This window comes from Paenarthrobacter sp. CC6 (assembly GCF_040560085.1).
Lineage (GTDB): Bacteria > Actinomycetota > Actinomycetes > Actinomycetales > Micrococcaceae > Arthrobacter > Arthrobacter nicotinovorans.
In genome coordinates this window covers 392178-399029 of sequence record NZ_JARDAN010000007.1, presented here as the reverse complement: position 1 = coordinate 399029, position 6852 = coordinate 392178, and the positions used below count along the sequence as shown (strand labels likewise).

General features: G+C 63.7%; 5 protein-coding genes. 4 read left to right on the top strand and 1 reads right to left on the bottom strand.

The genetic code is table 11. The annotated features are described in order from the left end of the window. Window positions 1–89: 89 nt before the first annotated feature. Window positions 90–1142, bottom strand: a complete 1053-nt coding sequence (locus PV760_RS08730; protein ID WP_354627578.1) for a patatin-like phospholipase family protein — start codon at window positions 1140–1142, stop codon at window positions 90–92. A gap of 201 nt (window positions 1143–1343) precedes the next feature. On the opposite strand from PV760_RS08730, the gene PV760_RS08725 reads away from it, so the two are divergent. The 4 genes from PV760_RS08725 to PV760_RS08710 all read left to right on the top strand — a co-directional run bounded on the left by PV760_RS08725 (window position 1344) and on the right by PV760_RS08710 (window position 6724). After that, window positions 1344–1904, top strand: a complete 561-nt coding sequence (locus PV760_RS08725) for a GNAT family N-acetyltransferase (RefSeq protein ID WP_354627577.1) — start codon at window positions 1344–1346, stop codon at window positions 1902–1904. A 214-nt stretch (window positions 1905–2118) separates the two neighbouring features. Then, window positions 2119–2406 carry an HU family DNA-binding protein gene (locus PV760_RS08720; RefSeq protein WP_011776355.1) on the top strand — a complete coding sequence of 96 codons (288 nt, stop codon included), beginning with the start codon at window positions 2119–2121 and terminating at the stop codon, window positions 2404–2406. Window positions 2407–2528: 122 nt separating this feature from the next. After that, window positions 2529–4751 carry a bifunctional copper resistance protein CopD/cytochrome c oxidase assembly protein gene (locus PV760_RS08715; RefSeq protein ID WP_055972984.1) on the top strand — a complete coding sequence of 741 codons (2223 nt, stop codon included), beginning with the start codon at window positions 2529–2531 and terminating at the stop codon, window positions 4749–4751. Continuing rightward, window positions 4751–6724 (top strand): NHL domain-containing thioredoxin family protein, encoded by a 1974-nt coding sequence (locus tag PV760_RS08710; RefSeq protein WP_018778111.1) that lies wholly within the window; start codon window positions 4751–4753, stop codon window positions 6722–6724. The genes PV760_RS08715 and PV760_RS08710 overlap by 1 nt, the downstream gene beginning before the upstream one ends. Window positions 6725–6852: the final 128 nt, after the last annotated feature.

The following is a 6852-nucleotide window of genomic DNA, read 5'->3' as shown; positions in this document are numbered from 1 at the left end:
GGTGTGGGAGAGTAGGACACCGCCGGACAACCATTAACGAAGAGCCCCAACCACGGTTGGGGCTCTTCCATTTAACAAACCACGTAACGCTAACGCGCAGCCCAGAAGCCGGCCAACCGGGAAGCCAGGACCCGGCCCTGTTCAAAGCCGACACGAGCGGCGGCTGGCCTTAGGGAAAAGTCCATCGCATTGACGCCGAACATATGCTCGGCTTCGCTGTCCGGGATGATTGTTTCCACCTGGCTGCCGCCGGCGCGCAGGACGTCCACTTGGCAATCGAGATGCATGCCCCATTCAGCAGGAGTCCGGGTTCGCCCACCGAAGGGTGACAACACCAGCACGCTTCCGTATCCGGCCGCCAGGTCCGCATTCTCGGCGTTGGTACGGTAGCCGCCGTCGATGTATTGCTCGTCGCCGATGCTGTAGGCGAAACCGCTGGCGCAGCTGGCTGCCACTGCGTCCACGAGATCCACGCCGCTCTCCCGGTCGAACACCACCGGTTCACCCGTCCGGGCATTGACGGCTGTCAGGAGTATCGCTCTTTCCGGCCACTGGGCTTGCGGCAAGCGGGTTGCCACTGTGTCCCGCCAGCGCGCGCTGGCACCTTCCATGGAAGCGGCGATCTCTACGGCGGACGCTCCAAGCCGCCGGCGCATGTCCGCCATGTCAGAGGAGGCCTTCATGATATTTCCGGTTCGCTCCATGTGATCCACCACGGGTCGTGTGGCAGTGCGTCCCGTTTCCAAATTTGGTCCGGGCACGGAACGAACGGGCATGGCGGCAGCTTGGCGGGGTGCGGACTTATGAGCGCCTGCGGGTTTCTGTGGGACCGAACTGAGGATGGCTTCAAAGAGCTCGATAGGGCTGGCTCCGGCCAGTTGGGCCGCCGCGGTGGACCCCGCTGATGTGCCGATGGTGAGCTCGGGGGTGGCGACATCCAGTCCGGCGTCGAAAAGGCCAGCGACGGCGCCGATGAGCCATGCGTTGCCTGTGGAGCCGCCGCCGCCAAGGACCAATGCCCGCTGCCTGTTGGGCGGTTGCTGGACGGCGGAGCCGGACTCAACTTGGGACTGGACGGTGCCCGCGCGGCCGGATGCCGCCGTCGAACTGTTGCTAAAAGGTGAAGATGAGGAAGTGTTCAAGTGAACGCCTTTCGCGATGTGCGTGACGGGCGCTCCTGATAGCGACCAGCTTAGTCGCGGGATCGTGGAATGCAGGGAGCGCCCACGGTGGATACTGCGTACATGGGTCTCACCTCCTGCCGATTGTTCACGATCACCCGAAAGCTATCACTCCGCGGCCACCTGCGCAATTGGCCAAGGAGCCGGCGGTAGAGTCTTGGGATGAATCTCGTGCGAAGTGTGCCCATCGGCCAAGGCCATAGTGGTGACCAGTTGCTTCTTCGTCCACTTGAGCTTTCAGACGCCGCGGATTTGGCTGGCGCGTACCTGCGTAATCGCGGACATCTGGCGCCTTGGGAGCCCACCCGCGACGACGGATTCTTCACCGAGCATGGCCAGGAAGCCGTCATTCGCGCCAAGATCGACCAGTACGCGGCCGGCAGCGAAGTGCCCTGGGTCATCACCGGCGACCGGGGCGTTTACGGGATGATTACATTGACCGGCATCGTCCGAGGTCCCTTCCGGAATGCCAACCTTGGCTATTGGATCGACCAGGACTGTACAGGCAGGGGCGCCGCGTCAGGTGCGGTAGCCGCCGTCGTCGATATGGCCACACAGGAACTTGACCTCCACAGGATCCAGGCCGCAACCCTGCTCCACAACGCCCCCTCGCAGGCTGTCCTGGGGCGCTGCGGCTTTGACCGGATCGGCGTAGCGCCGTCCTATCTTCAGATCGCTGGCGAGTGGCAGGACCACGTTTTGTTCCAGCGCATCCTGTTCTGACCGGCACGGCGCAGGAGCAGCGGCAAGGACGCAGGGTACGCCAAGGGCTTAAATGGCTCCAAAAAACCCCGAAATTCCGGTGATTTTGGTCAAAAAGGCGCGGAAACACGCGGAATTTGCTGGCCATGGCATCGCAAGCTGGTAAGTTTTCGAACAGTGGCTTGCTCGCATTCCGCTTGAAAGCTCAAAAACGTATGAGTCCAGGAGGACGTAAATGGCTAAGAACCGTAGTGAACTCGTTGCAGAGGTAGCAGGCAAGGCTGGCACCAGCCAGGCAGCAGTCAACTCCGTGCTCGATGCACTGTTCGAAGTTTTCGAGACTTCTGTCGCCGCCGGCGAGAAGATCACCATCCCGGGCTGGCTCGCCGTTGAGCGCACCGACCGTGCAGCTCGCACCGGCCGCAACCCGCAGACCGGCGAAACCATCCAGATCGCAGCCGGCCACAGCGTCAAGCTGACCGCTGGCTCCAAGCTGAAGGCAGCTGTCGCCAAGAAGAAGTAACTTCTTCGGCATAGGCCTTGAAGGGGCGGCAACCTGATGGTTGCCGCCCCTTCTTCTTTGGGTTAATGCACATAGCGCCCTGTCGATTCGCAGCCCGGCGACAGGTAGCGGACAATGGATAAGTGCCATCAGCAAGAAATTCCGCAACTGTCCCTTCGACTCCTCCCAAGCCGGGAGCGCGTGGAGGGTCCACAGTCGCGGGGATTTCCCTTCCTTGGCAATTGGCGGGCCTGGCGGTCCTGATCGTCGCCCTTGCGGGGGCATTGATCTTCTCCGGCGCGTCGGCGGCCCGCCAGGTTTCAGATCCCGGCGCCCTGGTCAGGTGGGGCCTTCCGTTTGCCAAAGCCATCCACAACGTGTCGGTGGCCACGGTGATTGGCGGCCTGATCTTTGCCGTGGGCATCCTGCCGAAGAACCTCGGTGGCTCCCGGTCCCGCGAGAAAGACGCCGACGCCGTCGAGCATCCGGCATTTGCCCGGGCCCTCGCGGTTGCCGCCGCCGCTGGCGCTGCGTGGACACTGTCCGCAGTCGCCGTACTGGTCCTGACCTATTCGGACGTCGCCGGACAGCCGCTTTCCGGGGACGCGGAGTTCACCCGTTCGCTGGTCTACTTCATGACGGACATCGAAACCGGCAAAGCCTGGCTGGCCGTCACCATTATTGCCGCCGTGGTCACTACAGCCCTGTTCGGGGTCCGGTCCCTGACGGGCCTGGCGTTCACGCTTGTGCTCGCGCTGATCGGGCTGATTCCAACGGCGCTCATCGGCCACTCCTCCAGTTCAAGCGATCACGAGGGCGCCATCAACTCCCTTGGCCTCCACCTGGTGGGCGTCTCCACCTGGGTTGGCGGCATCATCATGCTGGCGGTCCTGTCCGGAATCCTCACCGGTTCCCGGACGAAGGGGACCCCGGACATTACGGAGCAGACCCTTCGGCGATTCTCGTCCCTGGCAGGTTTCGCTTTCGTCCTGGTGTTCGCTTCCGGTGTCATTAACGCTGCCATCCGGGTCACCAACCCGGCCGACCTCTTCGGCTCCTCTTACGGTCAACTCATTGTGGCCAAGGCCCTCGCCACGTTGGTGCTGGGCGGTATCGGCTTCATGCACCGCCAATGGGTTATCCCGCAGCTCGGCAAGAACGGCTCCATGTCTGCGCGCCGGGTGCTGTGGCAGCTGGTTCTGGTTGAGCTGCTGGTGATGGGCGCGACGTCGGGACTCGCCGTCGCGTTGGGTCGCTCGGCTCCGCCGCAGCCCACCACCTACGCCCCGGACGCGTCGCCGTCGTTCATCCTTTCCGGATACGAGCTGCCGCCGGAACTCACCCCTTCGCGCTGGCTGACCGAATGGCGCTTTGACTGGCTGTGGGTAGGCGTGGCGTTGTTTGGCGCCGTCTCCTACATCATGGGCATCGTCAAGGTCCGGCGCCGTGGCGACCAGTGGTCCGTTTTCCGGACGGTGAACTGGATGATCGGCCTGGTGGTCCTGACCTACATCACGTCCGGCCCGCCCGCTGTCTACGGCCGGGTGTTGTTCTCTGCGCACATGGTGGACCATATGGCCCTCACTATGGTGGCTCCCATCTTCCTGGTTCTCGGCGCTCCGGTGACGCTGGCCCTTCGGGCCCTGCCGTCCCGGGGTGAAGGTACCCATGGCTCCCGTGGCCTCCGGGAATGGCTGCTCCTGTTTGTACACTCCAGGTTCTCCCAAGTGGTCACGCACCCCCTGTTCGCGGCGGCAAACTTCGCGGGTTCCATCGTCTTGTTCTACTACTCGGACCTTTTTGGTCTGGCCATGCGTGAGCACGTGGGCCATGAGTTGATGAACCTTCACTTCCTGCTGACCGGGTACATCTTTGTCCTGAGCATGATCGGCAGCGATCCTTTGCCACGCCGTGCACCGTATCCGATGCGGCTGCTGCTCCTTCTGGCAACCATGGGCTTCCACGCGTTCTTTGGCGTATCCATCATGGGTGGCACCGGCCTGCTCGCTGCGGACTACTTCGGCAACCTCGGCCGCGCCTGGGGCCCCTCGGCCTTGGGAGACCAACAATTGGGCGGCGCCGTTGCCTGGGGCATCGGCGAAATCCCCACGCTGCTGGTGGCCATCGGCGTGGCAGTGATGTGGTCCCGGTCCGACGAACGGGAGAAGCGCCGGGTGGATCGTGCGGCCGACAGGAATAACGACGCCGATCTCAGTGCTTACAACGATATGTTTGCCCGGCTGGCTGAACGTGATGCCAAGCTTGCAAGCCGCACTGCCAGGGCAACCACAACAGCCCCGGCCGAGCGCCCCACGAACGACAATTCCGGGCACACCGACCCGAACACCAAGCTGGAAGGACGCTGATGAGCGAAACCGTACGTACCCAACACCGGGTCCGGGCCTCCGAACTCGAGGGCCGCGGCTGGCTCAACACCGGTGGGAAGTCCTTGGACCTCGAGTCCCTGCGCGGCAAGATCGTGCTTCTCGACTTCTGGACCTTCTGCTGCATCAACTGCCTGCACGTTCTCGACGAGCTGCGTCCGTTGGAAGAAAAGTACTCGGACGTCCTGGTAACCGTTGGCGTGCATTCGCCCAAGTTCGAACACGAGGCAGATCCTGTCGCTTTGGCATCAGCCGTCGAACGCTACGAAATCCACCACCCTGTGCTGGATGACCCCGAACTGGCCACCTGGAAGGCGTACACCGCCCGTGCCTGGCCCACGCTGGTGGTAGTGGACCCCGAGGGCTACATCGTGGCCCACCTTTCCGGCGAGGGCCACGCAGACGGCCTCGCCGTCCTGCTCGAAGAACTCGTCGCTGAACATGAAGCCAAGGGGACCCTCCACCGCGGTGACGGTCCATACGTAGCCCCTGTGCCGACGTCGGGCACTCTGCGGTTCCCCGGTAAGGCGACCCAGCTCGCCAACGGAAACTACCTGGTGGTGGATTCCGGCCATCACCGTTTGGTGGAGTTGCGCCCGGATCTGGAGACCGTGGAGCGGATCATCGGGTCCGGCACCAAGGGCTACCTGGACGGGCAATCGGAAATTGCCCGGTTCAACGAACCCCAGGGCGTCACCCTTTTGCCGTCGGAGCTGGCCTGGAAGCTCGGCTACGACGCCGTGGTGGCCGACACCGTCAACCACCGCCTCCGCGGCGTGACCCTCAGCTCGGGATACGTCCAGACGATCGCAGGCAACGGAGTGCAGCGGCTCCTGGACACCGGCCCCGCCCGTGTCACCGACTCCGGCGCCGGTACTTGGTCTGAACACCACGACGACGGTCCGGCTGACTTCGCCGGGGACGCCCTGGATGTTGGTGCTCTCGGGCGCGGCACGGAAGTGTCCCTTTCCTCGCCCTGGGATGTGGTCTGGAGCGAAAAGCTGCAGAAGGTGGTCATCGCCATGGCCGGCACACACCAGATTTTCGCTTTCGACCCCCTGGCCAATGAGGTCTCCATCCTGGCCGGCTCCGGTCTTGAAGGTTTGCTGGACGGCAAAGCCGAGGAAGCCTGGTTCGCACAATCCTCCGGCCTGGCAATCGACGGCGAAGACAACATCTGGGTAGCTGACTCGGAGACATCGTCCTTGCGCCGCCTGGTGGTCAGCGATTCCGGCGTGACCGTGGAAACCGCAGTGGGCAAGGGCCTGTTCGATTTCGGCTTCCGTGATGGGGAAGCCGCCGAAGCCCGCTTGCAGCACCCTTTGGGCGTAACTGTGCTGCCGGACAATTCCGTGGCCATCGCCGATACCTACAACGGGGCTGTGCGCCGCTACGACCCCGCCACCAAGTCCGTCTCCACCCTGGCCCGGGGCCTCGCTGAGCCGAGCGACGTCGTGGTGGTCCAGGTGGAAGGCAGCGATCCGTTGCTGGTAGTGGTGGAATCGAACAAGCACCAGCTGGTCCTGGTACCGATCCCCAAGGAAGCCCAACAGGTGGACGAGGGCGCATCGCAGACGCACCGCCCCAAGAGCCCGGTCACGCCCGGAACCCTTGAGCTGGCCGTTCGCTTCAAGGCTCCCACCGGTCAAAAGCTTGATGACCGCTGGGGCGATCCCACCCAGATGAAGATTTCCTCCACACCGCCCGAGCTCCTGGTTTCCGGAGGCGGGACCTCGGTGGGTCTCCTGCGCACGCTTGAATTGTCGGCGGATGTCCCCGAAGGAATCCTGCACATCACGGCCCGCGCGGCCGCCTGTGATGGACCGGAAACCGAAGACGGCGAAATCCCGGACCACGCCGCTTGCCACCTGTACCAGCAGGATTGGGGCATTCCGGTGGTCCTGCAGGCCGACGGGGAGTCTGAGCTCGTGCTGGACCTCCGCGGCATGGACTAAACCCCACGCAGCTGGCCCGTCTCCTCCCACACCGGGCAGGAGGCGGGCCGTTCTGTTTTCACCGGGGCCTGATCCCCAAAGGCCGCGTGCCACTACGCTGGCGGCGCCAGCCCTGCAGTACCAAAAAC